This window comes from Xenorhabdus ehlersii (genome assembly GCF_003610465.1).
GTDB classification, from domain to species: domain Bacteria; phylum Pseudomonadota; class Gammaproteobacteria; order Enterobacterales; family Enterobacteriaceae; genus Xenorhabdus; species Xenorhabdus ehlersii.
In genome coordinates, this window is record NZ_RAQI01000003.1 from 15423 (window position 1) to 41865 (window position 26443).

At 43.4% G+C, this 26443-nt stretch carries 26 protein-coding genes; 4 read left to right on the forward strand and 22 right to left on the reverse strand.

The annotated features are described in order from the left end of the window. The first annotated feature begins 1148 nt into the window (after positions 1 to 1148). Both BDE27_RS10400 and cspE read left to right on the forward strand, forming a co-directional pair. Positions 1149 to 1634 (forward strand): methylated-DNA--[protein]-cysteine S-methyltransferase, encoded by a 486-nt coding sequence (locus BDE27_RS10400; RefSeq protein ID WP_099131086.1) that lies wholly within the window; start codon positions 1149 to 1151, stop codon positions 1632 to 1634. A 189-nt stretch (positions 1635 to 1823) separates the two neighbouring features. Continuing rightward, positions 1824 to 2033, forward strand: coding sequence for a transcription antiterminator/RNA stability regulator CspE (gene cspE / locus BDE27_RS10405; protein ID WP_047769142.1), 210 nt, complete (start codon positions 1824 to 1826; stop codon positions 2031 to 2033). 80 nt (positions 2034 to 2113) lie between these two features. Here cspE and crcB read toward each other — a convergent pair whose 3' ends face one another. From crcB to lipB, 3 genes are all read right to left on the reverse strand, one after another. After that, positions 2114 to 2488 carry a fluoride efflux transporter CrcB gene (gene crcB, locus BDE27_RS10410; RefSeq protein WP_099131087.1) on the reverse strand — a complete coding sequence of 125 codons (375 nt, stop codon included), beginning with the start codon at positions 2486 to 2488 and terminating at the stop codon, positions 2114 to 2116. A 15-nt stretch (positions 2489 to 2503) separates the two neighbouring features. After that, a complete protein-coding gene (gene lipA / locus BDE27_RS10415) occupies positions 2504 to 3469 on the reverse strand; it encodes a lipoyl synthase (RefSeq protein ID WP_099131088.1) in 966 nt (321 codons plus the stop codon). 118 nt (positions 3470 to 3587) lie between these two features. Next, the gene (lipB, locus tag BDE27_RS10420) at positions 3588 to 4235 is read right to left on the reverse strand and encodes a lipoyl(octanoyl) transferase LipB (protein WP_187651141.1); all 648 of its coding nucleotides are present in this window, start codon (positions 4233 to 4235) and stop codon (positions 3588 to 3590) included. A gap of 171 nt (positions 4236 to 4406) precedes the next feature. Between lipB and BDE27_RS10425 the strand changes: the two genes are divergently transcribed. Both BDE27_RS10425 and BDE27_RS10430 read left to right on the forward strand, forming a co-directional pair. Next, positions 4407 to 5867 carry a TrkH family potassium uptake protein gene (locus tag BDE27_RS10425; protein ID WP_099131089.1) on the forward strand — a complete coding sequence of 487 codons (1461 nt, stop codon included), beginning with the start codon at positions 4407 to 4409 and terminating at the stop codon, positions 5865 to 5867. Between the two features lie 192 nt (positions 5868 to 6059). Beyond that, positions 6060 to 6983: a siderophore-interacting protein gene (locus BDE27_RS10430; protein WP_099131090.1), complete on the forward strand. Its 924-nt coding sequence runs from the start codon at positions 6060 to 6062 to the stop codon at positions 6981 to 6983. A 96-nt stretch (positions 6984 to 7079) separates the two neighbouring features. Here BDE27_RS10430 and ybeD read toward each other — a convergent pair whose 3' ends face one another. The 19 genes from ybeD to BDE27_RS10525 all read right to left on the reverse strand — a co-directional run bounded on the left by ybeD (position 7080) and on the right by BDE27_RS10525 (position 26434). Then, positions 7080 to 7343: a DUF493 family protein YbeD gene (gene ybeD, locus BDE27_RS10435; RefSeq protein ID WP_099131091.1), complete on the reverse strand. Its 264-nt coding sequence runs from the start codon at positions 7341 to 7343 to the stop codon at positions 7080 to 7082. Positions 7344 to 7452: 109 nt separating this feature from the next. Further along, positions 7453 to 8661 carry a D-alanyl-D-alanine carboxypeptidase DacA gene (dacA, locus tag BDE27_RS10440; RefSeq protein WP_099131092.1) on the reverse strand — a complete coding sequence of 403 codons (1209 nt, stop codon included), beginning with the start codon at positions 8659 to 8661 and terminating at the stop codon, positions 7453 to 7455. 176 nt (positions 8662 to 8837) lie between these two features. After that, positions 8838 to 9761: an endolytic peptidoglycan transglycosylase RlpA gene (gene rlpA, locus BDE27_RS10445; RefSeq protein WP_099131093.1), complete on the reverse strand. Its 924-nt coding sequence runs from the start codon at positions 9759 to 9761 to the stop codon at positions 8838 to 8840. A gap of 12 nt (positions 9762 to 9773) precedes the next feature. Next, positions 9774 to 10886, reverse strand: a complete 1113-nt coding sequence (gene mrdB, locus BDE27_RS10450) for a peptidoglycan glycosyltransferase MrdB (RefSeq protein WP_099131094.1) — start codon at positions 10884 to 10886, stop codon at positions 9774 to 9776. A gap of 16 nt (positions 10887 to 10902) precedes the next feature. After that, positions 10903 to 12813, reverse strand: coding sequence for a peptidoglycan DD-transpeptidase MrdA (gene mrdA / locus BDE27_RS10455; RefSeq protein WP_099131095.1), 1911 nt, complete (start codon positions 12811 to 12813; stop codon positions 10903 to 10905). Between the two features lie 36 nt (positions 12814 to 12849). Continuing rightward, a complete protein-coding gene (gene rlmH / locus BDE27_RS10460; RefSeq protein WP_047769160.1) occupies positions 12850 to 13320 on the reverse strand; it encodes a 23S rRNA (pseudouridine(1915)-N(3))-methyltransferase RlmH in 471 nt (156 codons plus the stop codon). 2 nt (positions 13321 to 13322) lie between these two features. Further along, positions 13323 to 13649, reverse strand: coding sequence for a ribosome silencing factor (rsfS, locus tag BDE27_RS10465; protein WP_074018466.1), 327 nt, complete (start codon positions 13647 to 13649; stop codon positions 13323 to 13325). 95 nt (positions 13650 to 13744) lie between these two features. Next, positions 13745 to 14485, reverse strand: a complete 741-nt coding sequence (gene nadD, locus BDE27_RS10470) for a nicotinate-nucleotide adenylyltransferase (protein WP_099131096.1) — start codon at positions 14483 to 14485, stop codon at positions 13745 to 13747. Continuing rightward, a complete protein-coding gene (gene holA, locus BDE27_RS10475) occupies positions 14478 to 15509 on the reverse strand; it encodes a DNA polymerase III subunit delta (protein ID WP_099131097.1) in 1032 nt (343 codons plus the stop codon). Before holA ends, nadD begins: the two co-directional genes overlap by 8 nt. After that, the gene (lptE, locus tag BDE27_RS10480) at positions 15509 to 16066 is read right to left on the reverse strand and encodes an LPS assembly lipoprotein LptE (RefSeq protein ID WP_099131098.1); all 558 of its coding nucleotides are present in this window, start codon (positions 16064 to 16066) and stop codon (positions 15509 to 15511) included. The genes holA and lptE overlap by 1 nt, the downstream gene beginning before the upstream one ends. An 18-nt stretch (positions 16067 to 16084) precedes the next feature. Continuing rightward, positions 16085 to 18667 (reverse strand): leucine--tRNA ligase, encoded by a 2583-nt coding sequence (leuS, locus tag BDE27_RS10485; RefSeq protein ID WP_099131099.1) that lies wholly within the window; start codon positions 18665 to 18667, stop codon positions 16085 to 16087. Positions 18668 to 18865: 198 nt separating this feature from the next. Next, entirely contained in the window at positions 18866 to 19591 is a 726-nt protein-coding gene (locus BDE27_RS10490; RefSeq protein WP_099131100.1) for an amino acid ABC transporter ATP-binding protein, read from the reverse strand. After that, positions 19591 to 20265, reverse strand: a complete 675-nt coding sequence (gltK, locus tag BDE27_RS10495; protein ID WP_099131101.1) for a glutamate/aspartate ABC transporter permease GltK — start codon at positions 20263 to 20265, stop codon at positions 19591 to 19593. The genes BDE27_RS10490 and gltK overlap by 1 nt, the downstream gene beginning before the upstream one ends. 3 nt (positions 20266 to 20268) lie before the next feature. Beyond that, a complete protein-coding gene (locus BDE27_RS10500) occupies positions 20269 to 21009 on the reverse strand; it encodes an amino acid ABC transporter permease (protein WP_099131102.1) in 741 nt (246 codons plus the stop codon). 117 nt (positions 21010 to 21126) lie between these two features. Continuing rightward, entirely contained in the window at positions 21127 to 22014 is an 888-nt protein-coding gene (locus BDE27_RS10505) for a glutamate/aspartate ABC transporter substrate-binding protein (protein WP_143707507.1), read from the reverse strand. Between the two features lie 419 nt (positions 22015 to 22433). After that, complete coding sequence (lnt, locus tag BDE27_RS10510; RefSeq protein WP_099131104.1) at positions 22434 to 23963, reverse strand: apolipoprotein N-acyltransferase; 1530 nt, start codon at positions 23961 to 23963, stop codon at positions 22434 to 22436. An 11-nt stretch (positions 23964 to 23974) separates the two neighbouring features. Continuing rightward, a complete protein-coding gene (corC, locus tag BDE27_RS10515; protein WP_099131105.1) occupies positions 23975 to 24853 on the reverse strand; it encodes a CNNM family magnesium/cobalt transport protein CorC in 879 nt (292 codons plus the stop codon). Between the two features lie 70 nt (positions 24854 to 24923). Further along, positions 24924 to 25391, reverse strand: a complete 468-nt coding sequence (gene ybeY / locus BDE27_RS10520; protein ID WP_099131106.1) for an rRNA maturation RNase YbeY — start codon at positions 25389 to 25391, stop codon at positions 24924 to 24926. Beyond that, positions 25388 to 26434, reverse strand: coding sequence for a PhoH family protein (locus tag BDE27_RS10525; protein WP_099131107.1), 1047 nt, complete (start codon positions 26432 to 26434; stop codon positions 25388 to 25390). The genes ybeY and BDE27_RS10525 overlap by 4 nt, the downstream gene beginning before the upstream one ends. Positions 26435 to 26443: the final 9 nt, after the last annotated feature.

Sequence of the window (26443 nt, forward strand, 5' to 3'; positions counted from 1 at the left end):
GACATAATATTGGAGTGGTAAAGTAATTTTTTGGGTATTAATTTAATGAAATTCAACTGCACAAATGATTTTTTTCAGAAAACAAAAAAAGTCATTATCATGAATGAATTTAATTTGGTTTTTATTTCTGGTGCATTCCATTGGTTTTTATGATTTTTTGGTTTTTTATGCTTATTTTTGAGTTGTATGGTGACACATATGCTAACCATGGAAAAATTCATTAGAATGATAAGGTTAAATTACTATCAGAATATATTTGTGGGATTAATAGATGTTATTCTATTTTGCAGGCTTTAAATGGAGTTTTTTGGTATATAAATAACGACATAACAATAGCATATGTCATTTATAATTATTGTTTTTTATAATTGATTAATCACATGGTATGGAATTGAAATTCAGTGTTCGATATTTATTTTATGTATTTTCTATGTTTTGAGATTTTACAGATAAATTTTCAATGAGTTTTTATATTAAACAGTGTGTTAATAGATCTGTAATTTAATATCTAATAATTGGTGAAATAACGAATTGAAATCCATTGTGCCTGATTCGTCATTTCCCCATTTTAAGAATAGAAAATGGTTATTGTTGAAAAAAAGAGTCAGAGGCTTGAGTGCCTGGGCGATGATCTTCACACAGTTTGTGAGTGAACGCTGTTAATGCTTGGGTATAACGGGCTTTTTCGCACCATTGAGTTGATTGGCAGCAGTGTAGTGTATCCCTTTTAGGGCAATTAGCCCCCGATTGTCGTTTTCTAACTTGGAACCGACCGATGATATACCACTGTGTTTGCCATAAATGATAACACTTCTAGTAAAATTTCTGGGTGCTATATTATTTAATAATAATAAAAACTAACATATGTGTATTATATTGAGATAATTTAATTGTGAAATTTATACTATATATGGCTGTTAATTGATTTTTTTTGTCTATATGTGGTGTTTTAATCTTTTTCAAAGAGGTAACATTAAAAATAAAGTATTATAACTTATTGGCAGAGCCATAATTTTAATTGTCAGAGGGCGCAATGGTTTCTTTATCAAATTGTCAGATGTGTAACCGAATTCATCATTGCAAATTGATGAATGAGAGATTTAGGCTAGTACAGAAATTTTCAATAATAAATTAAATGGAGGTAGTTTATGTATCATCATTACCTGAATACTCCAGAAGGATTTCCCAAGCCTTATGTACATATCACTGCGGACGATGAAGGAGTAACCAGTATCTATTTCGTCAACGAAAAGAAAGAATTAGAATCAAAGAGTGTGATAACCAAACAGTGCGCGAAAGAGCTGCAAGAATATTTTAAAGGGAAACGACTAACGTTTACCGTTCCTTTAAGTATGCAGGGAACTGAATTCCAAAAGCGTGTTTGGCAGCAACTTTGTAAAATTCCTTATGGCGAAATGTGGAGTTATAAACAATTGGCACTAACGTTGGGATCGGTAAATTATTGTCGTGCGGTTGGTATGGCGAATTCACGCAACCCTATTTCATTAATTGTGCCTTGTCATCGGGTGATTGGACATGATGGTAAATTGGTTGGCTATACCGGTGGGCTGGATATCAAAAGGTGGCTACTCGATCATGAAAAGAATAGAAAGGTAAAAAGTAAACAGAATTAAAATAAAACGCTAATTTATTTGTGAAATCACCATTGGCGTATAAAATCAATCAATGTAATTAAACAAAAAGTGTGTTTTTTTACATTCGGTTATATGTTTCGTGATCTATGTTGCAGACAGTGGACTATATTATTTGCTGTACTGTACGTGACACAGAGTTCGTGTCTTTTTTATTAAAGGTAAGTTTTAATGTCAAAAATTAAAGGTAACGTTAAGTGGTTTAATGAATCCAAAGGATTTGGTTTTATCACTCCAGAAGATGGTAGTAAAGATGTTTTTGTACACTTTTCCGCCATTCAGTCTAGCGGATTCAAAACTCTGGCTGAAGGCCAAAAAGTAGAGTTTGAAATTACTGAGGGTGCGAAAGGTCCATCTGCTGCAAACGTTGTCGCAATCTAATTTCGAATCCCGTATTCTGAAAACCCGTTTTGCTAACGGGTTTTTTTTATCTTATCATTTTTTAGATAGTTATAAGATCCTTACAGTTTGTTCATCACTGCAAAAGCTAATACTGTCATCAACAATGAACCGATCACATTCACCAAAATGCTAAACAGTGCCCAACCTATTTTTCCTGCTTGCAATAGATAAATCACTTCAGCAGAAAAGGTGGAAAAGGTCGTTAGCCCACCGCAAAACCCTGTCGTTAGCATGAACTTCCAAACCGGATCGAGATGTGTAGCTTTGTTAAAATAGGCCAAACCCAATCCAATGATAAATGCGCCAACACAATTAGCCGTCAGCGTACCAACGGCAATCGAGGAAGAAGGAGTGTTCAAACGGAGGCTAATGAGCCAGCGTAATACACTACCCAGGCCACCACCAATAAATACAGCAAATATAATATTCATCATGATGGTGGCAACAGATTATTTGACTTCTATGCCTTTGGCCTGCAAGTCAGCATGGTACGAAGAGCGAACAAACGGACCACAGGCAGCATGGGTAAAGCCCATTTCTAACGCGGCTTCTTTCATTTCATCGAATTCAGCGGGGCTGACATAACGCTGTACTGGCAGGTGATGGCGGCTTGGTTGTAAATATTGCCCTAATGTCAGCATGGTGACACCGTGGCTACGCAAATCACGCATGACTTCTAAAATTTCTTCGTTGGTTTCGCCTAATCCCACCATTAAGCCTGATTTAGTTGGGATATCTGGATGTGCTTCTTTGAATTTTTCCAGCAATTTTAATGACCAGTCATAGTTAGCACCGGGACGAACCTGACGATAAACCCGTGGCACGTTTTCCAAATTGTGGTTGAACACATCAGGGGGAGTTGCAGTCAGAATTTCCAGCGCACGATCCATACGGCCGCGAAAGTCCGGTACTAAAGTTTCAATCCTAATTGATGGGCTTTTTTCACGAATAGCCGTAATACAGTCAGCAAAATGTTGTGCACCACCATCGCGCAGATCGTCACGGTCAACAGATGTAATAACGACATAACGCAGCCCCATATCCTGGATAGTCTGCGCAAGCTTGATAGGTTCATTTGCATCAGGTGCATTTGGACGACCATGAGCTACGTCACAGAATGGACAGCGACGAGTACAGATGGCGCCAAGGATCATAAAAGTGGCGGTTCCGTGGTTAAAACACTCAGCAAGGTTAGGGCAGGAGGCTTCTTCACAGACAGAATGCAACCCATTTTTGCGCATTGCCGCTTTGATACCCTGAATGCGGCTGGAATCCGCAGGAAGTTTGATTTTCATCCACTCAGGTTTACGCAAGAGTGCTTCACGTTCTGTGGCAATTGTTTTCACAGGGATCAAAGCCATCTTGTCTGCGTCGCGGTATTTGACACCACGTTCCATCTGAATTGGTTTACTCATAATCGTGCTGCTTCCAGTTATATTCTTCAGATTTTGATTTATTGCCTGATGGTTATGAGAAAAATATCGAGGCAAATAAATCCATTCAAATTTTTTTGAAAAATGTTAAAAAATTATATCATCTTTCGTCGATGAGTTGGAATCCCAAGATCTGACAGAATTTTTCCACCAGAATGGGTTGTACATCTTCAATGGTCACTCCGGTGACGAAATCACTGAGTTGGATCATTTGCATTCCTGCATAACCACAAGGGTTTATGCGTAAAAATGGTTGTAAGTCCATTGCAATATTTAGTGCCAAACCGTGGAAAGAGCATCCTTTTCGGATACGCAACCCAAGGGAACATATTTTGTTACCTGCGACATAAACTCCGGGGGCATCTGGGCGAGCACATGATTCCACGCCAAAATGTGCCAGCGTTGCGATTACGGTATTTTCGATTGAAGTGACCAATTGACGCACCCCAATTTTTGACCGTTTCAAGTCAATCAAAACATACATGACCTGCTGTCCGGGACCATGATAAGTGATCTGTCCCCCTCTATCTGACTGGACAACAGGGATATCACCCGGTGCAAGTATATGCTCAGCTTTGCCAGCCTGACCTTGCGTAAATACTTTTTCGTGTTGGACAAGCCAGATTTCATCAGGTGTTTCCGCTGTACGTTGCTCGGTGAACTGGTGCATGGCATCAGAAACCGGTTCGTAGGGCTGAATGCCTAACTGGCGTAAAATAACGGTGTTATGTTGCAATGGAAATTTCATCATTCATTAACAAAAAGTGCCCGTCAGTATAACGCTGTAAGATGATTCCCACCAGTTTGAGAATGCCTTAATACAATAATATTGTTAATTAGACGAATATATTTTTATTTTATATTATCATGGTTATATATTTTGACGATTTTCCCTTTAATCTCCTGTTTGAGCTAGCAGATGGTCAAAAAAAACCAATTTCTGATTGTTGGGCATCTTTGTAGTTTTTTGGTGCTCCTTTACAGCCTCTCTATGTTGCTGCCTACTTTTGTGGCTCTGTTTTATAAAGAAAAAAGTGTTTTTGCTTTTTTTGAGACATTTGTCATTGGCTTAGTTACAGGTGGAATAGGCTGGTATTTTACCCGTAAAATCAAGGCGCAGCCCAGTACGCAAGATGGATTTCTTATCATTGTGCTTTTTTGGTTGTTGTTCTCATTGCTCAGTGCCTTGCCTTTTGTGCTCGACAAAAGTTTAAATATTAATCTGGTGGATGCAATGTTTGAAGGGATATCTGGCATTACAACCACCGGAGCCACGGTATTGAATGATGTCTCAGCCCTGCCAAAGTCCGTGCTCTATTATCGCGCTCAGCTTAATTTTATTGGTGGCTTGGGTGTCATCGTCCTGGCCGTTGCCATCTTGCCTTTACTGGGGATTGGTGGTGCCAAATTATATCAATCAGAAATGCCTGGTCCTTTCAAAGAAGAACGGTTGACTCCACGGCTTGCGGACAGTGCTAAAAGTTTGTGGGTAGTATATTTATTGCTGGGCGGACTTTGTTCGGCCAGTTTTTGGGCCGCAGGAATGTCGTGGTTTGATGCTATCTGTCATGGGATCTCAACGGTTTCTTTGGGCGGATTTTCTACCCGCAATGAGAGTCTTGGCTATTACGACAGCGCCGCCATTGAAATGGTGGGAGGCATTTTTTCAGTTCTGTCAGCAGTCAACTTTACGCTCTATTTTGTTGCTCTGACGCGCAGGAGTTTAAAGCCGCTGCTAAAAAATGCTGAACTGCAATTTTTCTTACTGGTACTGGCGGCGATAGTTGTCATTATCTGGTTAGAATTATACCGTTCAGGCATGTATGGTGTGACAGAAGCCTTTGTTCACGGTTTTTTCATGACCAGTTCTATGATGACGGATAATGGTTTGGCGACTTCTGATTACGCTCAATGGCCTCCCCATACGATCTTGCTGTTGCTGGCAGTGAGTTTTTTTGGTGGCTGCGTAGGCTCAACGTGTGGAGGCATTAAAGCCCTCCGTTTTATGATCCTGGCAAAACAGAGTGTGAGTGAGATTAATCAGCTCATTCATCCAAATGCCATCTCGACGATTAAAATCGGAAAATCTGTGGTTCAGGAAAGAGTACTGCGCTCTGTCTGGGGGTTCTTCTTCCTCTATGTTTTTTTTAGTTGTTTCTTTATTTGGGCATTGAACTTGCTCGGTTATGATTTGATGACTTCATTTGCCACTGTTGCTGCTTGTATTAATAACATGGGGATAGGATATGGCGCGACGGTGCAAGGCTTCGGCAATCTTGACCCTATAGCGAAATGGATGATGTGTGCGGCTATGTTATTGGGACGGTTGGAAATTTACCCAATACTGATTTTATGTTCAAAAGCGTTTTGGCGTTTTTGAGTGACAATTTTTCCCATTTATCATTTTTTGGACTGCTGATATTAAAAATATTGACGGTCGTTTCGGGGCATCCTTATTGATTTTAATAGAAACAATTATCATTATTATATTGATTTGAATTACCATCTGATCTAGGTTGTATAATATTTTATCAATCAAGAGAATAACAAACCTGTTTGTTAATATAATATTATGTCTTCAACTTACTCTATTTTTAACTTGTTCTTGAAAGAACGTATCACGGTATCACCCTCTATTTTGCGTTGTGTTTTCGAAGGTTCTGAAGTGCATAAAATGCGGCAGCATGCGCCCGATCAACGTATTAAGCTATTATTTCCTCAAGCAAGCAATCCTTCACTGCAAATAAAAGAGGGAAAAGACTGGTACAGTAACTACATGTTTATCCCTAAAGAAGAACGTCCTGTAATGAGAACATACACATTAAGGGCGCTACGCATCGAAGACAATGAGATGGATGTAGAGTTTGTCTTACATGGTAAAAATACGCCGGTATCCAATTGGTTGAAGCAGGCTAATCCAGGCGCTCCTTTACAGATTGTCGCCCCGAAAGTTGATTCCAATGCTGGCTCAATAAATGGGGCAGATGGTTGCGAGTGGAAGCCGCCAGCACAAGTCCGTCAGGTGTTGCTGATTGCTGATGAGACGGCTTTACCCGCGGCATTGGGTATCCTTGAGGAATTATCATTAAATGAGAATCCTCCTGATGTACAGGCATTTTTTGAAGTTCCCAAGCAAGGGGATTGCATTAATATAGAGCAATTTAAATTCGCCAATGTATTTTGGTTGCCTCGTGAGGTTAAAGTTGGGTATGGATATGGTGAGCGCCTGCTGGAGGCAGTACGTGAGCATGTTATTTTGCCGGCGTCAGCACTTACTGAAGTGCAGTCCCTGACTGAAACTGTTTCACCAGACGGCACATTATGGGAAAGGGCTGAAAATGAAAATCAGGCTAACTGTTTTTATGCTTGGGTTGCAGCAGAATCATCTGCTGTAAAGAATCTACGCCGTTATTTGCTCCAAGAGCGTCATTTAGATCGAACATTAATTAATTTTATGGCGTATTGGGCTAAGTCTCCAAGAGATAACCATGCCTGAATCTGACTAAATGTTTTTTTATTGACAATGCGCTGACGTATAAATCAGCGCATTGTGTTTCAGCGAATTATATTTCAGTAAATTGTGATTGCACCATTACAGCACAACGCGAACCAACTCCAGCTTACCTAACTCTTCATACAGCGTTTCAACTTGCTCAATATGTGTCGCATTGATGGTAATGGATACGGAATGGTAGTTACCCTTGCTGCTGGGTTTCACAACTGGAGAGTAATCGCCCGGGGCATGGCGTTGAACCACTTCAATAACATGATCCACCAGCTCAGGTTGAGCCAAACCCATCACCTTGTAGGTGAATGAGCAGGGGAACTCAAGTAGTTCATTTAATTTCGTTTTCATGGGCGCTCCTAAAATATTTGCCACGGCATAATGGTTGATTTGCCGTGGCGTGATAATTTTTTTAACGATATCTAATTTAATATAGGCTCAATATCTGGCTTTCAAGAGATCAGCCGAACCAGTGATGAAACATCAGTCGAATATAGTCGATCAGGCGGCTGAAGAAACCACCTTCTTTTACTTCCTGCATCACAACCAATGGGCGTTGTTCAATGGTTTTACCATCAAGCTGGAAGTTGATAGTTCCAACAACTTGATTTTTAGCAAGTGGTGCATGTAATTCGGTATTGTTCAATACATAGCTGGCTTTCAGGTCTTTCAAACGGCCACGGGGAATAGTCAGGTAAACATTTTTGTCAACGCCCAGTTGGACTTTATCAGTGTCACCAAACCAAATTGGCTCTGACGCAAATTCTTTACCAACTTGCAGTGGTGAAACCGTTTCGAAGAAACGGAAGCCCCAGGTCAGTAACTTTTTGCTGTCGGTTTCACGTCCTTTGGAGGTTGGGCTGCCCATCACCGCAGAAATCAGGCGCATATTGCCTTCGGTAGCAGAAGCAACAAGGTTATATCCTGCGCCGCTGGTATGGCCTGTTTTAATGCCGTCGACATTCAGGCTCTGATCCCATAGCAAGCCATTACGATTAGGCTGATGAATATTGTTGTAAGTAAAGTCTTTTTCTTTGTAGATAGCGTATTCATCCGGAACATCGCGGATTAGTGCCTGGCCAATCAAAGCCATATCATGGGCAGAGCTGTATTGACCATTGGCATCCAAGCCATGAACGGTTTGAAAATGGGTATTTTTCAGTCCCAAACTTTGCACATACTGATTCATCAAACTGACGAACGCATCTTGGCTGCCTGCCACATAGTCTGCCATAGCAACACAGGCATCATTGCCAGATTGCAAGTTGATACCGCGGGAAAGCATAGCGACAGAAACTTGGTCACCGGGTTTTAAAAACATCAAAGATGAGCCTTTAAATACCGGATTACCCGTTGCCCAGGCATCTTTACCTACAGTAACGATATCTTCCGTTTTGATTTTTCCTGATTTGATGGCCTGGCCAATGACGTAGCTGGTCATCATTTTGGTCAGACTTGCGGGATCGCGGCGGATATCTGCATTCTTTTCGGCTAATACCTTTCCTGAGTTGTAATCAATCAGAATATAGGCTTCTGAATCCAGTTCTGGTACACCGGGGATCATGGTTTTGAAATTATCATCCGCGTAGGCAGATGCGGAAACGCTGGCAGCCAGAACAATGCCTAACGTGGCTCTTTTAATAAAACGGGAAGTAACTATGTATTTCATGATTGATTAGATAACATCCGTGAGAGAAGGATTGATAATAAATGATATAATAACAAATGAAAAAAAAGCTGACATTAAACAAAACCGGGTGCAGCAGATTTTATCTGCCTGCTGACAGGAAAATATCAGCAGGCGGTGATGCTATTTATCGCGTTATCGTGATTGTGTTGCATGAATCAGGGAGCAACAATAAACGAAGATTGCTGCATCTGATCTGTCAATTTCTTTTGCAATTCCATAGCTTGCTGGCGGTTATTGAATGGTCCTAGCTGAACGCGATAGACGCTACCAAATTGGAAAATGCGCCCTTGAACGTTAAAGCGCTGGCTCAATGACTGTTGCCATTCTTTGGCTTTTTGTTCAGCACTGATTGCACCTACTTGCACCATGTAACCGTTTGTTGATTCAGGTGCAGGTGTTGTAGTGGTTTGTTCAGCTGCTGGTTGTGGTTGCTTCTCTGTATTTTCGTCAGTAGAACTGCTTGTTACAGCAGGAGGCGTTGGTGATTGAGAACTAAGATTAGGTCTTTCAGGTAAAGCAAAGCTCTGTTTAACAATCGTTGATCCTTCTGTTCCCAAACCGGAAAGTGAGCCATCAGGTGAAATGAGAATACCATCCAATTTCACTTTGCTTTGTGGCATCAAATTGAGCCGTTCTGCTGCTGCATGAGATAATTCAATGATTTTTCCCGGCTTATTGTAAGGGCCTCGATCATTGACTCTAACAATCATCATGCGTCCATTGCTTAAATTGGTGATACGAACATAACTTGGAATAGGCAGTGTCGGGTGCGCTGCCGCTAAAGCATAGGGACTTGCTCGTTCACCAATTGCTGTCAGTTTTCCATTGGTTTCTTCACCGAACCAACTGGCATAGCCTGTCTGGGTAAAGTGAGCAGGATCTTGCACTATGTGATAGGTTTGCCCATCCCGCTGATAATCACGGTTGGCACTTGGATGGTAAGGCTCATATTGAGGCTCCGCCCCCAAAACATCACGAGTTGGAACTGGGGGAAGAGAAGTTGTCCGATCGCTACCTGTTGTGGTACAACCTGATATCAATACAGCTACGATGCTAAGTATAAGCCACTGTTGACGCATGAAACTTCTTCCTCATAAGCTTTTGGACAATAATTTACGATGCGTGTGTATCGACATGATAATGCCGAACCCCGCCATTAGGACAATTAATGCTGATCCCCCATAACTAATCAACGGTAGAGGAACACCGACTACCGGCAGGATACCGCTTACCATGCCGATATTGACAAAAACATAGACAAAGAAAATCAGTACCAACCCTCCGACCATGACTCGGCCAAAAGTATTCTGCGCCTTGGTTGCAATAAACAATCCACGCATAATAACCAGCAAGTAGAGTACGAGCAAAACCAGGACGCCAATTAACCCCAGCTCTTCCGACAGAACAGCGAAAATAAAGTCGGTATGTCGCTCTGGCAGGAATTCCAACTGCGATTGAGTGCCTTGCAACCAGCCTTTTCCAAACATTCCCCCTGAGCCAATAGCAATTTTGGACTGAATGATATGGTAGCCTTTGCCCAATGGATCACTTTCTGGATCTAATAGCATCATAACGCGGGCGCGTTGGTAATCATGCATCAGGAAGAACCACAAAATTGGGATGAAACAGGCAAGCAGTAAAACGGCAATGCCAATGAGTTTCCAATTCATTCCTGCTAGAAATAGGATGAATATCCCAGAAGCGGCAATCAGAATAGATGTGCCTAAATCGGGTTGTGCTGCTACCAGTAGAGTAGGAACAAAGATCAAAACCAGCGCAATGCCCGTATTTTTCAGCGAAGGTGGACAGAGATCTCGATTCATAAAGCGAGCCACCATCAAAGGTACAGCGATTTTGGCAATTTCTGACGGCTGGAAACGTACAATGCCCAGATCCAACCAGCGCTGCGCTCCTTTACTAATCTGTCCAAAAACATCAACGAAGATAAGTAGAACAACACAGACAATATAGAGATAAGGTGCCCAATTTTCGTACATACGTGGAGGAACCTGAGCCAAGACAAGCATCATTATAAGACCCATGATGACCTGCCCTATCTTTCGCTCCATCATATCAATGTCTTGCCCACTGGCGCTCCACATAATGAAAAGGCTGTAGACCAGTAATGCCAGAACGCATAGCAGTAATGGAATATCTATATGTAATCGGGTCCAGAAAGGAACCTTGTTTGATGAGTCTGTCATGGTGTTACTCAATTAATTAGTTTCTGTTCTGGATCGCTTGATTTACTCCTGTCTCCGCAGAGGAGCTGGCAGGAGAGGTGTTTTTGTTATCCCTGAGTAAAATATGATCCAGAATTTGACGAACAATAGTGCCAACAGGCGGCCCAGAGCCACCATTTTCAAGAATGATGGAAACGGCAACCGTCGGGTTGTCATAGGGCGCAAAGGCAATCATCAGTTTATGGTCACGTAGATGTTCAGCAAGTTTACTCGCATTGTAGGTTTCATAACTGAAAACCTGAGCAGTACCTGATTTAACGGCCGCTTTATATGGCGTACCGGCAAAGGCTCTGCGCGCTGTACCATTTGGGGCATTGGCAACACCATACATGCCATCTTTAGCAATTTCCCAATACCCAGAATGAATATCCCCAATAGGTTCGCTGGTTGGCGACTGGTAAGGTTGCATTTCGCCATTGACACGAGTATTCATCAAGAAATGGGGTGTTTTCACTACTCCATCGTTAATCAAGATCATTAAGGCTTTTACCATCTGCATAGGCGTTGCAGTCCAGTATCCTTGACCGATACCAACGGAAATCGTATCGCCTTGATACCACGGTTTTTTATAGCGCTTGAGTTTCCATTCACGGGTAGGCATATTGCCGGGATTTTCTTCTTTCAGATCGATACCAGTAAATTGACCATAGCCGAATTTTGTCATCCATTCAGACAGTTTATCGATACCCATATCATAGGCGACTTGATAGAAAAAAGTATCCGCTGATTCAACAATCGATTTATGCACATTCAGTTTGCCATGTCCCCAGCGTTTCCAATCACGGTAACGTTTTTCTGAGCCTGGCAGTTGCCACCAACCAGGATCATTGATTGTTGTATTCTTGGTGATGACATCACTACTGAGGGCTGCAACGGCAATAAAAGGTTTCACTGTTGATGCTGGTGGGTAAGCACCTTGTGTGGCACGGTTAATTAAGGGGCGATTGGGGTCATTGAGCAGAGATTTATAGTCCTGACTCGAAATACCATCGACAAACAGATTCGGATCATAGCTTGGATTGGATACCATAGCTAAAACCTCCCCTGTACGCGGATCGGTAACAACAACACCTGCGCGGCTGGTCGTCAGTATCTCTTCAATATAGGTTTGTAACTCTAAGTCGATTGACAGGTAAATATCTTTGCCAGCTTGTGGTGGTTGTTCATGTAGCTGGCGGATCACTTTACCGCGGTTGTTGACTTCGACTTCTTCATAACCCGGTTTGCCATGCAGGATAGATTCGTAATAACGTTCAATACCCAGTTTTCCGATATCGTGGGTAGCTGCGTAGTCTGCAAGAATACCTTCTTTTTCTAGTCGTTCTACATCCTTGTCGTTGATTTTGGCAACATAGCCGATCACATGGGTGAGAGCGGAGCCGTAAGGGTAATAGCGACGTTGGTAGCCCTTGATTTCTAATCCCGTAAAGCGATATTGATTGACGGAGAACCGAGCAACCTGAACTGGGGTTAATGATGTTTTTAGAGGAATAGAGGTAAAACGGCGTGCGCGTTGACGCTCTTTTTTGAAGGTTTCAATATCTTCATCAGTCAGTCCAACGACGGAGCGCAGTTCATTTAATGTCTTATCAAGGTCAGTGACTTTTTGTGGCACGATTTCTAACTGATAAATAGTTCGGTTAGCTGCCAGCGGTGTGCCATTACGGTCATAAATGATGCCCCTGCTCGGGGCTATGGGAACAAGCTTAATACGATTTCCATTCGATCGGGTCTGGTAATCTTCGTGGCGTGTAATCTGGAGATGATAAAGATTGGCAAATAGGATGCCTGTTAAAATAATAATGCCCATAAACGCCACGAATGCGCGGCGTATGAATAAGGCCGATTCAGCCGAATGATCGCGAAAAGGGGTTCGTTGATTCTTCATCCCATTGCCAGAATTCACGGTGTCAGGTTACCCAATTTATTCCCGATGATAAGGGTGGTTAGTAGTGATGCTCCACGCCCGATAAAGACTCTCCGCAACCAGAACTCGTACAAGAGGATGCGGCATGGTTAAAGGAGAAAGTGACCAGCTTTGTTCCGCGGCTGCTTTGCAGGCAGGGGCCAAACCTTCAGGGCCTCCAATTAACAGGCTGACATTTCTGCCATCCAGCTTCCAGCGTTCAAGCTGTTGTGCCAATTGTGGGGTATCCCAACGAGAGCCAGGAATATCCAGAGTCACAATACGATTACCTTTACCAACGGCAGCCAGCATCTGTTCACCTTCTTTTTCCAGAATGCGCTTGATGTCAGCATTTTTGCCTCGTTTTCCCGCTGGAATTTCAATAAGCTCAAAAGGCATATCCTTGGGAAAACGATTCAAATAATCCATAAAGCCGGTCTGTACCCAGTCCGGCATTTTTGTTCCTACAGCAACCAGTTGTAACTTCAAACTCAGCTCCAGAGTTTTTCCAGTTCGTACATACGGCGGCTGTCTTCTTGCATTACATGGACCATGATTTCGCCGAGATCGACGACTATCCAGTCTGAAATGCCTTGCCCTTCAACACCTAAAGGCATAATGCCGGCTTGGCGACAGTCATCCACCAGATTATCTGCCACAGACATCAGATGGCGATTTGATGTTCCTGTGCAGATAACCATGCAGTCAGTAATGCTGGATTTTCCACGAACGTCTATAGAAACAATATCTTGTGCTTTGGAATCTTCAAGTTTATCAATAACAAATTGTTGTAGTTCTGTGCCTTGCAAAAGGATCACCTTTATTTCATAAAATTGGTTGGGTAACGCAGAATAATAGCATGCCAATCTCTATAAAAGTAAGCGAGTTGGCTGCAAATCACCGCATAGTTTCGTTATTTCTTATATAGCCCCTGTGAATCGATATAATTTTGTATCGATGGGGGAAGCAAGTCATCACAGCTTATCCCTTGTAGGTGACGCTGGCGAATATCTGTTGCTGAAATGTTTAACAACGGAGTGGCTGCCAGGTAAATATAACCGTGTGGTTTTTGGCTCAGAGAGAGTGGAGAATCAATTTGGTACTTTTCAAACCATGATTGCATTCCTGGAGCCGAAAGTTGACTTTGATAACCCGGACGGGAGCAGACTAACAGATGACAAATGTCGAGCAATTCTTCCCATTTATACCAGGTATGAATGGTTTGTAATGAATCCTGACCAATGATGAATGCCAATGGATGTTGCTCGCCGATTTCCTGGCGAAAGGATTTCAGTGTTTCTACTGTGTAAGAGGGAGCTTGTCGCTCTAGCTCACGGGTATCCACGGTAAACAGAGGGTTATCCCGCACCGCCAGACGAACCATTTCCAGTCGTTGCTGGGTGGTTGCCTCCGGTTGAGGACGGTGCGGGGGGACATGATTCGGTAATAAGATTACTTGCTTGAGTCCTACTAATTGAGCCAATGCTTCCACAGGACGCAAATGACCATAATGAATAGGATCGAATGTACCACCGAATAAAGCCTGAATAACCGGAGTATTCCCATTGGTTGTAGAATCAATGGCATTGATTGGGGCAATATTTGTTGAATCAATATCTTGATCGATATTGATTGGATCGATAGATTCAAGCATTCAGGAAGCTCTCTGGTAATGGTTTTCCGCATAACAACATGGAAAGCGTTTCCAGGTCAGCCCAAATGGATTGGCTATAATCCTGTTTGACGCGCAGTTCCATCTGGGTCAACAAATGTATGGCAGATTGCAGTTCTCGCTGTGACAGGCGCTGTAGTGCGGTTGACAGCAATGTTCTGCGATTTTGCCAAATCTTGTGTTGATCAAACAAAGTTTTCAAAGGGACGGTCGTATATTGACGCTTAAGTACCAGCAACAGCATTAGCTCCCGCTGTATGGTACGGAGTAAAATAATCGTCTCGGTATCTTCTTGCCGAAGTTGTTTCAATATATGCCATGCCCGCTTTATTTTTCCTGCCAACAAAGCATCAACCCAATGATAGGGAGAAAAGTGAGCCGCATCGTTGACAGCTTCTTCTACGCGAGGAAGTGTCAATCTATTATCAGGATAGAGCAGGGAAAGGCGTTCCAGGGCCTGGGCCATTGCCAATAGATTTCCTTCATAGCAATAGCAGAGTAATTGATTGGCTTCATTTTCCAGTAATAGCCCCATGTTTTTGGCACGTTGTGCCACCCATTGTGGCAGACGATTTTGCTCAGGTGTCAAGCAACTGACATATACCCCATTTTGCCCAATCGCTTTGAACCACGGGCTATTTTCTTGTGCTTTGGTAAGCTTGTGTCCACGCAATATCAGCAAAATATCTGAATGTAGCAACCCTGACAGTTTGGTCAGCCGCTCTGCTATTGCGGCATTTGGGCCATTTTCTGGCAGCAGCAGGTTGAGAGACTGGCGACTGGCAAACAAGCTAAGTGACTGACACAGACTGAAGATTTCATCCCAATCGGTATGGTTATCCAATGTAAAGGTGAAATGCTCCATAAAGCCATGTTGTTCAGCCACCTTGCGGATGCTGTCTTGACTTTCCTGTAATAATAATGGCTCATTGCCCCACAACAGGTAGCTGCCTCGCAGCTCTTCATTGAGCTGCGAAAGCAGTTGTTCAGGATACAGTCGGATCATTATTTCTGTGTAGCCGCAGCTTTTTGGGTTGCCTCGGCTTTGAGGAGTTCTGCACTATGGACGGTCAGCAATTGGCGCATAAGCTGGCGGGCAGCCTGTTCGCGCATTTCCTGCTTAACCAGTTCATCTTCTGCATCCTTTGCCAGTGCTTCCAAAGGGTTATCGAAAAATGAACGATCAACCTTCGCCTGCAATGGATAGATGCTACCATCCGGCATCAGAACTTGTGCATCAACATTCAATACCAACAGGCGTTCAGCCGCTTTACCATCCTGAAAGATAGAAACTGTCTCTTTGTTTTCATTAGAGCCAACCAGTTTCAGGATAGGTACTGAAGCATCACCATTTTCAATAATTTTGACATCGTTCAGCCGAAGTTGCTGGCGTACTGCCCGTGCCAGAGGCCCATAAGGGTCACCAGAACTTAATTGCAATGTTTGCAGTTCTTTTGGTACCTGTGTTGTGCCCTGAATATGGAAACCGCAGCCAGCGGTGACTAGCACCGCTAACCCGAACAACAAGGTGTAAATATGACGTCGTAGATTATTTTCTACCACAAATAGGGTCTCCTGTTATCAGCCTACAACCAGATTCAGTAACTTACCTGGAACATAGATGACTTTGCGGATACTGACGCCTTCAAGATATTTCTTCACACCGTATTCTTGCATTGCCATCTCTTGGACATACTCTTTTGTTGCATCTGCCGGTACCGTAATGCGACCACGAACCTTACCGTTAATTTGGATAATTACCAGTTTAGTATCGTCTACCATTGCCTGCTCATCAGCTTGTGGCCATGCGGCAGTGTCAATGTCACCTTCATTACCAAGCGCTTTCCACATGACGAAGCAAGCGTGTGGTGTAATAGGTGAAAGCATACGTACAATCGCAGTTACTGCTTCTTGCATCAGAGCACGATCTTGCTCTGTTTCCTGTGGCGCGCGAGTCAGTTTATTCATTAGCTCCATAATGGCCGCAATGGCGGTGTTGAACGCTTGACGGCGACCAATATCGTCAGTGACTTTCGCTATGGTTTTGTGTAAATCACGGCGCAGATCTTTTTGTTCTGTAGTCAGGTTGCTGACATCCAGTGGCTGGGTGGCTCCTTTATTGCTGTGTTCATGAACCAGACGCCACACACGTTTCAGGAAGCGGTTAGCCCCTTCAACGCCAGATTCTTGCCATTCCAGAGTCAGTTCTGGTGGTGCAGCGAACATCATGAACAGACGAACAGTATCGGCACCGTATTTATCGACCATAACTTGTGGATCGATACCGTTGTTTTTGGATTTCGACATTTTGCTCATGCCGGTATAAACCAGTTCATGACCGTCTTTATCCGTTGCTTTTACAATACGGCCTTTCTCGTCGCGCTCAACAATGGCATCAGCCGGAGATACCCAGATTTTCTCGCCGCTGTTGCCAGTGTAGTAGAAGGCATCAGCCAGAACCATGCCTTGGCATAGCAGGCGCTTGGCAGGTTCATCAGAGTTGACCATACCAGAATCGCGCATCAATTTGTGGAAGAAGCGGAAGTACATCAGGTGCATGATAGCGTGTTCAATACCACCGATGTATTGATCCACTGGCAACCAATAGTTGGCTGCAGTCGGGTCCAACATACCTTTATCATAATCTGGGCAGGTATAGCGTGCGTAATACCATGAGGATTCCATAAAGGTATCAAAGGTATCGGTTTCAAGCCGTGCTGGCTGACCATTGATGGTTGTTTTTGCCCATTCAGGATCAGCTTTGATTGGGCTGGTGATCCCATCCATCACGACATCTTCTGGCAAAATTACCGGCAATTGATCTTCCGGAACAGGAACAACCGTGCCATCTTCGAGTGTTGCCATTGGTATTGGAGCACCCCAATAACGTTGACGAGAAACACCCCAGTCGCGCAGGCGGTAATTGACCTTACGTTGTCCGACACCCATTGCAACCAGTTTGTCTGCGATAGCATTGAAGCCTTCTTCATGGTTCAGGCCACTGAATTCGCCGGAATTGACCAGTGAATTTTTGTCAGTAACAGCCGCTTCCTCAACGTTTGGTACATTACCATCGTTGTCAAGAATAACGGCTTTTATTGGCAGGTTGTACTTAGTGGCAAATTCCCAGTCACGTTGATCGTGTCCTGGAACAGCCATAACCGCACCTGTGCCGTATTCCATCAGGACAAAATTGGCAACCCAGATGGCGAGTTTTTCGTTGGTCAATGGATGAATGACAAACATGCCTGTTGGCATACCTTTTTTCTCCATTGTTGCCATATCAGCTTCGGCAACTTTGGTATTACGGCATTCGTCGATGAATTTCTCTAGTTCAGGATTATTTTCCGCAGCCTGTTTTGCCAGAGGATGACCAGCCGCCACAGCGACATAGGTTGCTCCCATGAATGTATCCGGGCGTGTGGTATAAACGGTGAGTTTTTCTTGGCTGTCAGCAACATTGAACGTGATTTCGACACCTTCAGAACGGCCAATCCAGTTGCGCTGCATAGTTTTGACCTGTTCTGGCCAATCTTCCAGTTTATCCAGATCGTTTAGCAGCTCTTCTGCATAATCGGTGATCTTGATAAACCATTGTGGGATCTCTTTACGCTCAACCTGGGTGTCACAACGCCAGCAGCAGCCATCAATAACCTGTTCATTAGCGAGAACAGTTAGGTCATGCGGGCACCAGTTAACTGCGGAGGTTTTTTTGTATACCAGACCCTTTTCGTACAATTGAGTGAAAAACCACTGTTCCCAGCGGTAATACTCTGGCGTACAGGTGGTGACTTCACGATCCCAATCATAGCCAAAACCCAGTTTTTTTAACTGGTTTTTCATGTACTCAATGTTGGAATAAGTCCACGGGGCAGGGGAGGTATTATTCTTGACCGCAGCACCTTCTGCTGGCAGGCCAAATGCATCCCACCCGATGGGTTGCAGTACGTTTTTGCCCAGCATGCGCTGGTAACGGGAAATCACATCACCAATGGTGTAGTTACGGACATGGCCCATATGTAGTCGGCCAGAAGGATAAGGTAGCATGGACAGGCAATAGTATTTTTCTTTGCGGCTGTCTTCTGTCACTTTGAACGTTTGCTTCTCTTGCCAATGAAGCTGGACTTGTTGTTCTATGTCTTCTGGACGATATTGTTCTTGCATGGCACCGATAATCCTATGGTGAGTAATAAAGCTACGCCTTTAGCGCGTTTGGTTTGTTGATGAAATCAAAGATTCCATAGCATAGCTGATAAGGGATAGGGGCAACAACTCTTGTTAAAGGAGGAATGCGGAAAATTACTTATTTTTAGGGGAAATTTAAGATCGGCGGCAGTTTTGCCTTCCGCCGATGAGGAAAAATCAGTGCAGAATTTTCGCCAGAAAGTCGCGAGCACGTTCTGATTTCGGGTTGGCAAAGAAATCTTCTTTCTTACTGTCTTCGACAATTTTACCTTCATCCATAAAAATAACGCGATGTGCCACTTTCTTGGCAAATCCCATTTCATGGGTTACCACCATCATGGTCATGCCCTCGTTCGCCAATTCCACCATGACATCCAGTACTTCATTAATCATTTCAGGATCAAGAGCGGAAGTAGGCTCATCAAACAGCATAGCAATAGGATCCATGCAGAGTGCTCGGGCAATGGCAACACGTTGTTGTTGACCACCGGAGAGTTGTGCAGGGAATTTATCCGCATGGCTGGCTAACCCAACTCGCTCCAGCAGTTTTAAGCCTTTTTCAGTCGCTTTTTTCTTGTCGCGCTTTAACACTTTAACCTGAGCCAGTGTCAGGTTTTCAATAATCGATAGGTGAGGAAAAAGTTCAAAGTGCTGAAATACCATTCCCACCTTGGAGCGCAATTGTGCCAGATTGGTGTTTTTGTCATTGACTTTTGTATCATTTACTCGAATTTCACCTTGCTGGACAGGTTCAAGGCCATTGACCGTTTTTATCAGTGTGGATTTGCCGGAACCAGAAGGCCCACAGACCACGACTACTTCGCCTTTTTTGACTTCAGTTGAGCAGTCAGTAAGAACCTGAAATTGGCCATACCATTTGGATACATTTTTCAGGGAAATCATCAAACAGTCCTTTTCTTCAAATAGTTAACCAGCATAGAAGCGGAAAAACTAATCACAAAATAAACAAAGCCAGCAAACAGAACCATTTCAATCTGGGTTCCATCGCGCTCACCAATATTCGTTGCTGTACGGAAAAAATCCGCCAGACTCAATACATATACCAGAGAAGTATCCTGGAATAATACAATGCCTTGTGTTAGCAGCAATGGGATCATTGCCCGAAATGCTTGTGGCAGTATGACCAGCCGCATGCTTTGTAGTTGAGTCATACCTAGTGCCAGCGCAGCGGAAGATTGCCCGCGGGAAATGCTCTGGATACCTGCTCGAATTATTTCGGAGTAATAAGCTGCTTCAAAGAGCGAGAAAGCTACCATTGCAGAAATTAAACGGATATCGGTTTTTGGTGATATGCCTAGAATATTTTGTAATAAGTTAGGCACAATCAGATAAAACCACAGTAATACCATCACCAGTGGAACCGAGCGGAAAAGGTTAACATATAGGGCTGCAAACCAGCTCAATGCCTTGCTGGATGAGAGGCGCATCATCGCCAGAATGGTTCCCCAGACAATGCCTATGATAACGGCTGTCACGGTAATTTTTGCCGTTATCAACAATCCATCCAGAAGAAAGGGCAAACTTGGTACAATCGAACTCCAGTCAAACTGATACATTTCTTATCGCCCTCCCATATTGCCGGGTAAACGTACTTTTTTCTCCAGTATGCTCATGGCAAGCATAATCACCAGGTTGATACCCACATAAGCCAATGTGATCGCTGTGAATGATTCATAGGCGTGTGCGGAATAATCCAGTAATTTACCAGCCTGGGCGGCCATATCGACCAAACCGATTGTGGAAGCAATGGCTGAGTTTTTCACCAAATTGAGCATTTCCGAGGTCATTGGGGGAATGATCACCCGATAGGCGTTTGGCAGCAGAACGTAACGATAGGTTTGTGGCAAGGTTAAACCCATTGCCAGACCGGCGGCTTTTTGCCCTCTTGGAAGTGATTGGATTGCCGCGCGCATTTGCTCGCATACACGGGCAGCAGTGAATAACCCTAAGCAGATGACTGAGGAGATAAAAAATTGAATATTGGGGTCCAGCTCCATTTTAAACCAATCGCTTAGGCTTTTGGGCAAAAACTCAGGAACTACCAAATACCAGGTAAAAAATTGGACAATAAGAGGAACATTACGAAATAACTCCACATAACAGGTTCCAAGCCCGGAAAGGAATTTATTCGGAACTGTACGGAGAATACCGAACAATGAACCGACAACGAATGCAATGATCCAGGCGCAGGCGGAAAGTGCCACCGTCACCTGAAAACCAGAAATAAGCCACCCCAGATAGGTGGTATTACCAAAAGGGGCGGCTTGTAAAAAGATGCCCCAATCCCAATTAGCGGACATAATCGAACTCCCTGATATGGGGTTAGCTGTCATTCATCGAATTTAAGTCTGGAAAAAATGAGGTAGGGAACGACTACCTCATACCCGTCTTGCCAATCAAATCGGGATTTTGATTAGTTAATTCAATGCGTTATCGTTTGGTGATTTAAACAAAGCTCTCATTTCATCTGACATGGAGAAGTTTAAATTCAGGTTTTTAGGTGGAATGGGTTCTTTAAACCAGCGATCAAACATTTTTTCTGCTTCACCGGAGGTTTGTGTTTTGGCAATAACGTTATCAATCAATTTCTTGAATTGAAGATCATCTTTGCGCAGCATACAACCGTATGCTTCTTCCGATTGTGGTTTGCCAACAATGATCCATTGGTCGGGTTTTTTGGCTTTCGCGCGTTCACCGGCGAGCAAGGCATCGTCCATCATAAAAGCGACAGCACGGCCTGATTCCAGGGTACGGAATGAATCACCGTGGTCTTTGGCACTGATGATACGCATTTTCATTTGCTTCTCATCATTGAGCTTATTTAACAAGATTTCAGAAGTTGTACCGGAAGTGACAACGACATTTTTTCCTGCCAGATCATCAAATTCTTTGATGCCTGAATCTTTTTTGGTCAGCAGACGAGTACCGACGGAAAAAATGGTATTGGAGAACGCCGCTTGTTTCTGTCGTTCAACGTTGTTGGTAGTAGAGCCACATTCAAAATCGAAAGTACCGTTTTGTAGCAGGGGAATGCGGTTCTGGGAGGTAATCGGGATCAGCTTAACTTGCAAATTAGGCATATCCAGCGTTTTCTTGACGGTATCAACGATTAGGTTGGAATAATCTTGGGAATAACCAACGACGTTTTGTCGATTATCGTAGTAAGAGAATGGAACAGAAGATTCTCGGTGTCCAACAACGATAATGCCATTATCTTTGATTTTTTTCAGTGTTCCTGTCAATTCCTCAGCATGGGCAGCTCCAACTGTGCTAAGCAACATCATGGTTAACATCAACTTACGCATATACAGCTCCTTTATCTGGCTATTTTTTGTGAAATTGGATTTTCTTACAGATAATTGTGTTTCTGCATGTTTCTACATAAATAAGACTGTTGAAACGATTTTTTGGGTTGTTTTGTTTGTGCACTGTAAAAAAATAATTCAAAATGTTACTTTTTTGAAACCATAATGTTTCTGTTTCGCGACCCACATCGCACTATAAATAAACAATTTCATTTATGTATGGTTAAAAAGCGAATAATATTGAATGTTGTTCACACTTTGTGCTATTTAAAATAATGTTCTGTTTTTGCGGATATTTTATGGTGTGATGTGTGATAAATTTTTGTTATTTAGGTGATAAAATCTATTTTTAAATGAAATCAGGGCATAAGTAATATGCCCTGACCACTATTAACATTTAATTAAAAGAAAATAGAAAATTAAGTTTTGCGACGTTTCTTTATAAAAGCAAAGATGAAAAACAGGACGCTCGTACCCCATATTGGTAAATTCCCGAAGCGAAAATAAGGGGTTATTCCTGTGGCTGGCGTTACTTTGGCTTCCAATACCTGCCGGGTAAATTGTGGAAGTTCAACCTGAATGGAGCCGTCCGGATTGATTACTGCTGTAACACCATTATTCGTTCCTCTTAGCAGAGGACGGCCTAGTTCAAGAGCGCGCATCCGTGCCATTTGGAAATGCTGCCAAGGGCCAATGGAACGTCCAAACCAGGCATCATTAGAAACGGTCAGGAGGAACTCTGTGTCAGGTTTGAAATTATCACGTACCTGTTCACCTAAAATAATTTCATAGCAGATAGCAGCAGTAATATTGTGTCCGGCAACAGAAAGTTGGGGTTGGATGTAATTACCTTGGCTAAAAGAAGACATTGGCAAATTGAATAAAGGTGCTAGTGGCCGCAGGATTGATGCCAATGGCACAAATTCCCCAAATGGTACCAGGTGATGTTTGTCGTAACGGGTTAGTGCTGGGTACTGGTAAGGTATTTTATCCCCCAATACGATAATGCTGTTATAAAATTTATAACCTTCCAACGTCGGTCGGGCGTCCACAATGCCAGTGATCAAACTGGTATTGTGTTTCCTCAACACGCTATCCAATTTAGTCAGGAAATCACTTTGGTTATATTCATAATCAGGAATGGCAGATTCTGGCCAAATGATGATTGGTACTTGACCAATGAAAGGACGGCTGTTATCCAAATAAATATCTAATGTTTTTCCAAGAACAGCGGGATCCCACTTTATGGCCTGAGGAATATTACCTTGAATCAAAGCAATATTAGTGGTTTTTTCTGGTTGTAGGGTGTACCACTGGTAGTGATTCATTGGCCACGGTAACAGCAGCAGGATAATGGCGAAGATAGTCGCGGAAATTTTTTTCTGGGTGACAGCAAAAACCAGTAGTCCGCTGATCATCATCAGCAAGAAAGTAATACCTTCCACCCCCAGAATAGGCGCAATAGCTTTCATCGGACCATCAATTTGGCTGTAACCAAATTGCAACCACGGAAACCCAGATAACACCCAGCCACGCAAGAATTCTGTCAACTGCCATAGCGCAGGGCTGGCTATAACCAGCCTGATGCTATTAGAAGCTGGAAAAAAGCGGTTCAATAAACCAGTAAACAGAGCGGGATAAAGGGCAAGATAGGCAGATAGCAGGATCACTAAAAAGATATTGATAGCGGTTGGCATACCACCAAAGTCGGCGATACTGACATAAACCCAGTTTGCGCCACTACCAAATAAACCAAGGCCCCAGCATAAACCAATAAAGCAAGCTTGGCGGGTTGTTCTGTTCAAAGAAAGGATTTGCAGGCCGAAGAGGGAAACAAGTGCAGCAGGCCAGAAATCAAAAGGTGAAAAAGCCAGCGTTCCACTGGCTCCGAAGAAAAGTGCCAGCGCAGCACGTAGCCGCTGGCAGCTGATTAATGAGGCTTTGTTCATCCAGATCCTATTTATTGTTTATCAAGGCTAGGAACGCCAGCATCATCCGGTATTTTTACATGAACCTGAATGATTTTACGGCTATCAGACATTGCCACTTTGAAAAGGTAGCCATCAATGGTGATGGATTCCCCACGTGAAGGCAGATGCCCAAATGCCTGCATGACTAGCCCACCAATAGTATCAACCTCTTCATCGCTGAAATTGGTGCCAAAAACGTCATTAAAATCCTCAATTTGAGTCAATGCCCGCACTGAATAGGAGTGGCGACTTAAAGCACGAATATCGTTATCTTCATCATCATCGTATTCGTCCTCTATTTCACCCACAATCAGTTCAAGAATATCCTCAATTGTGACCAGCCCCGAAACGCCGCCAAATTCATCGATCACAATCGCCATATGGTAGCGTTGGGAACGGAATTCTTTCAGCAGGCGGTCAACACGTTTACTTTCCGGCACGACAACAGCCTGACGAAGTACTTTATCAATGCTGAAAGGTTCTGCATTTGTACGCATGAAGGGTAGCAGATCTTTCGCCATTAATATGCCTTCAATGTGATCTTTGTCTTCGCTGATCACTGGAAAGCGTGAGTGGGCCGAGTCAATAATAACATCCAGACATTCGTCCAGAGATTGGTTGCGTTTTAAGGTAACGATCTGTGAGCGTGGGATCATAATGTCACGCACGCGTTGATCAGCAATATCCATGACACCTTCGAGCATCTCGCGGGTATCGGGATCGATTAGGTCGTTCTGCTCCGAATCACGGATCAGTTCAACCAAATCATCACGGTTTTTCGGTTCACCGTGAAAAAGCTGATTAAGAAGCGCAAAAAAGCCTTTCTTAGGGCCAGGGTTATCGTTACTTGAAGGATGGTCGTCGCTCATGGCGTTTTAATGAAAATTCCCCATATAAAATCGTAGACTATTATGTTTAACATAAAAATGTTGACAATGGTTATGCTTTTTCCGCGAGATAGGGATCAGCATAACCCATTTTTTTTAGGATCTCTGTTTCCAGAGCTTCCATTTCTTCCGCTTCATCGTCTTCAATATGATCATATCCCAGAAGATGAAGGCAGCCGTGAACCACCATATGTGCCCAGTGTTCTTCGACCGTTTTTTGTTGCTCATCTGCCTCTTTTTCAACAACTTGACGACAGATAATTAAATCACCGAGTAAGGGTAATTCAACTTCAGGTGGTGCTTCAAATGGGAAAGATAACACATTAGTTGGTTTATCTTTCCCACGATAAGTGAGGTTTAAATCGTGGCTTTCTGCCTCATCGACCAAGCGAATAGTCACTTCACTTTCGGCCTGAAATTGTGGCAAAACACCTTCCAGCCAGTGCTGGAAAAGCGCTTCCTTGGGAAGCCCTTCAGGGTTTTCACATGCAATTTGCAAATCTAATATGACTGAACTCATTGTGCTTCCTGTCTGCGTTTCTCATTGAGCGCTTTTTTACGTTCCTGTTCCGTCGCTTCCCATGCTTCATAAGCAATAACAACTTTTGCCACCACCGGATGGCGAACAACATCTTCACTATGTAAGAAGTTAAAACTCAGTTCATCAACATTAGATAAAACTTCTATTGCGTGACTCAGTCCTGATTTTTGGCCCCTTGGCAGGTCAATTTGGGTTACATCACCGGTAATGACTGCCTTAGAATTAAAACCAATACGGGTCAGGAACATTTTCATCTGTTCAATGGTCGTATTCTGGCTTTCGTCGAGAATAATAAAGGCATCATTAAGGGTACGTCCACGCATATAAGCCAATGGCGCCACTTCAATAACATTTCTTTCGATAAGCTTCTCAACTTTTTCAAATCCCATCATCTCAAACAGGGCATCGTAAAGCGGACGCAGATAAGGGTCGACTTTCTGGCTGAGATCACCAGGCAGGAAACCCAGTTTTTCTCCGGCTTCAACCGCAGGGCGGGTTAGCAGGATACGGCGGACTTCCTGACGTTCCAGTGCATCCACCGCCGCGGCGACAGCCAAATAAGTTTTTCCTGTACCCGCAGGCCCAACCCCGAACGTGATATCGTGATCAAGGATGTTAGCAATATATTGTGCCTGATTGGGCGTGCGGGGCTTTACAACACCCCGTTTGGTTTTGATATTGACGGCCTTGCCGTATTCAGGAACGCTTTCTGCTGCTTGTTCCAGTACCCGGCTTTCGGTAATCGCGAGATGAACCTGTTCAGGCTCAAGATCCGGTATCATGCCGCGTATCGGAGCGGTTTCGACATAAAGGTGACGCAGGATCCCCGCAGCCGCGCTAACACACAATGGTTTACCTGCCAGTTTGAAACGGTTATCGCGGCGATTGATTTCAATCCCCAAACGACGCTCAAGTTGTTTCAGATTATCATCAAGTGGTCCACACAGGCTCATCAAACGTTGATTGTCTGCGGGTTCCAGAAAGATTTCTTGGGTTGCTACTTGTGAGTTTATTTGTGTCACTGATTATCT